Source organism: Pseudomonas rossensis, from assembly GCF_039888995.1.
GTDB lineage: Bacteria > Pseudomonadota > Gammaproteobacteria > Pseudomonadales > Pseudomonadaceae > Aquipseudomonas > Aquipseudomonas rossensis.
This window is the reverse complement of record NZ_JBBWCB010000273.1, coordinates 1-2444: the sequence shown is the minus strand read 5'-3', so window position 1 is coordinate 2444 and position 2444 is coordinate 1. Positions and strand designations below refer to the sequence as shown.

Genomic DNA, 2444 nt, shown 5'->3' with positions numbered 1-2444 from the left:
CTTCGCAGTCGGGCCATGACACGGTGCTGAAGATTGGCGACTTTGCTGTGACCCTGGTGGGGGTGGGACTGGATAACCTGTCGGCTTCAGGCATTACGTTTGCCTAAGGCTGCATGCACTAAATGCTCCGGGACGCCTCGTGATTGAGGCGTTCTGGTTGTGAGCTATCTCTGACAATTCCAACAAAGAGAGAGGCAATACCAATGGGTGTGTACGACTACAAAAACTTCGGCACAGCAGATTCCAAAGCGTTATTTACCGACGCGATGGCGATCACGCTGTATTCCTACCACAACCTGGATAACGGCTTTGCCACCGGCTATCAGCACAACGGCTTTGGCCTTGGCTTGCCGGTGACATTGGTGACCGCACTGATCGGTGGCACCGACTCCCAGGGCGTCATTCCCGGAATCCCATGGAACCCCGATTCGGAAAAAGCCGCGCTGGACGCGGTGCAGAAAGCCGGCTGGACGCCGATCACCGCCACGCAACTGGGCTATGACGGCAAGGTCGATGCACGCGGAACGTTCTTCGGCGAAAAGGCCGGGTACACCAGCGCTCAGGTGGAAATCCTCGGCAAGTACGACGCGCAGGGTCATCTCAGCGAAATCGGTATCGCCTTTCGCGGCACCAGCGGCCCACGAGAAAGCCAGATCAGCGACTCCATCGGCGATGTGATCAATGATCTGCTGGCGGCGTTGGGGCCAAAGGATTATGCGAAAAACTACGCCGGCGAAGCCTTCGGTAATCTGCTCAGCGACGTTGCGGCCTTTGCCCGGGCTAATGGCCTGTCGGGCAAGGACGTACTGGTCAGCGGTCACAGCCTCGGTGGGTTGGCGGTCAACAGCCTGGCGGATTTAAGCAACGACAAGTGGGCCGGGTTCTACCAGGATTCCAACTACATCGCCTACGCCTCGCCGACCCAAAGCAGCACCGACAAAGTGCTGAACGTCGGTTACGAAAACGACCCGGTGTACCGCGCCCTCGACGGTTCATCCTTTAACCTGTCATCGGTGGGCGTGCACGATGCCGCCAAGGTTTCGGCGACCGATAACATCGTCAGCTTCAATGACCACTACGCTTCGACAGCGTGGAATGTGCTGCCGTTTTCCATCCTTAACATTCCGACCTGGATCTCGCACTTGCCTACCGCCTATGGCGACGGCATGAACCGGGTGATCGAGTCGAAGTTCTACGACCTCACCAGTAAAGACTCGACGATCATCGTTGCCAACCTGTCGGACCCGGCGCGCGCCAACACTTGGGTTCAGGATCTGAATCGCAACGCTGAAACCCACAAGGGCAGTACTTTCATCATCGGCAGCGACGGCAACGATCTGATCCAGGGTGGCAAAGGCAACGACTACCTGGAAGGCCGCGATGGCAACGACACCTTCCGCGACGGTGGTGGCTACAACATCTTGTTGGGCGGCAAGGGCAACAACGTGCTGGACGTGCAGCAGTCGGTGAACAATCTCGACTTCGCCAACGACGGCGCCGGCAACCTGTACATTCGCGACGCCAATGGCGGCATCAGCATTACCCGCGACATCGGCAGCATTGTGACCAAGGAGCCGGGGTTTCTGTGGGGCCTGTTCAAGGATGACGTGACCCACAGCGTCACTGCCGAAGGCCTTAAGGCGGGCAGCAACCTGACTCAGTACGCGTCAACAGTGAAGGGCGGCGCCGGTGCCGATACGCTCACGGCTCATGCCGTTGGTGATTGGTTGTTGGGGCTGGACGGCAACGACCATTTGCTTGGCGGCAAGGGCAGCGACGTGTTTGTCGGCGGGGCGGGCAATGACTTGTTGGAGTCGGGGGGCGGGATCGATACGTTCCTGTTTAGCGGCGCGTTTGGTCAGGACCGCGTGGTTGGCTACCAGGCCAGCGACAAACTGGTGTTTCTCGGAGTTCAAGGCGTGACGCCGAACGACGACTATCGGGCGCATGCCACGGCGGTGGGGCACGACACGGTGCTGACATTTGGGGGGGATTCGGTGACGTTGGTCGGGGTTGGGCTGGATAGCTTGTCGGGCGGGGGAATCGTTATCGCCTAGGGTTGCTCGCCAAAAGATCGCAGGCTTCGCCAGCTCCTACACCGATCATGGGTGTGTAGGAGCTGCCGCAGGCTGCGATCTTTTGATTTTGTTGTTCAGTCTTCCTGTCGAATCGTGGTCACTTCATCGGCCTTGACCTTCACTTTCGTCCCGGAAATATCTTCGAACTCAAAGAAGCCGTCCTTGGTCTTGGTTTTCGGCATGTCCTTGGTCAAATACTGGGAGCCGTTCTGCAGCGTCACAACCGTTGGCGTCGAGCAACCGGCCAGGGCCAGAAAGGCCGCTACCGCCAGGGGCAAGCCCAGAGTCTTGATATTCATAACCACCTCTTATACTTCAAAAAAACAGCGCGACTGTCGCGAACGAAATCAATCGTCACTGTACCTC

The 2444-nt window shown here is 58.2% G+C and carries 2 protein-coding genes; one reads left to right on the top strand and one right to left on the bottom strand.

What is annotated here, in order from left to right; translation table 11 throughout:
- Window positions 1-203: 203 nt before the first annotated feature.
- Window positions 204-2057, top strand: a complete 1854-nt coding sequence (locus tag WLY71_RS30310; RefSeq protein WP_347806514.1) for a polyurethane esterase — start codon at window positions 204-206, stop codon at window positions 2055-2057.
- Window positions 2058-2152: 95 nt separating this feature from the next.
- On the opposite strand, the gene WLY71_RS30305 is transcribed toward WLY71_RS30310, so the two are convergent.
- Window positions 2153-2377, bottom strand: coding sequence for a YgdI/YgdR family lipoprotein (locus WLY71_RS30305; protein WP_347806513.1), 225 nt, complete (start codon window positions 2375-2377; stop codon window positions 2153-2155).
- Window positions 2378-2444 lie beyond the last annotated feature (67 nt).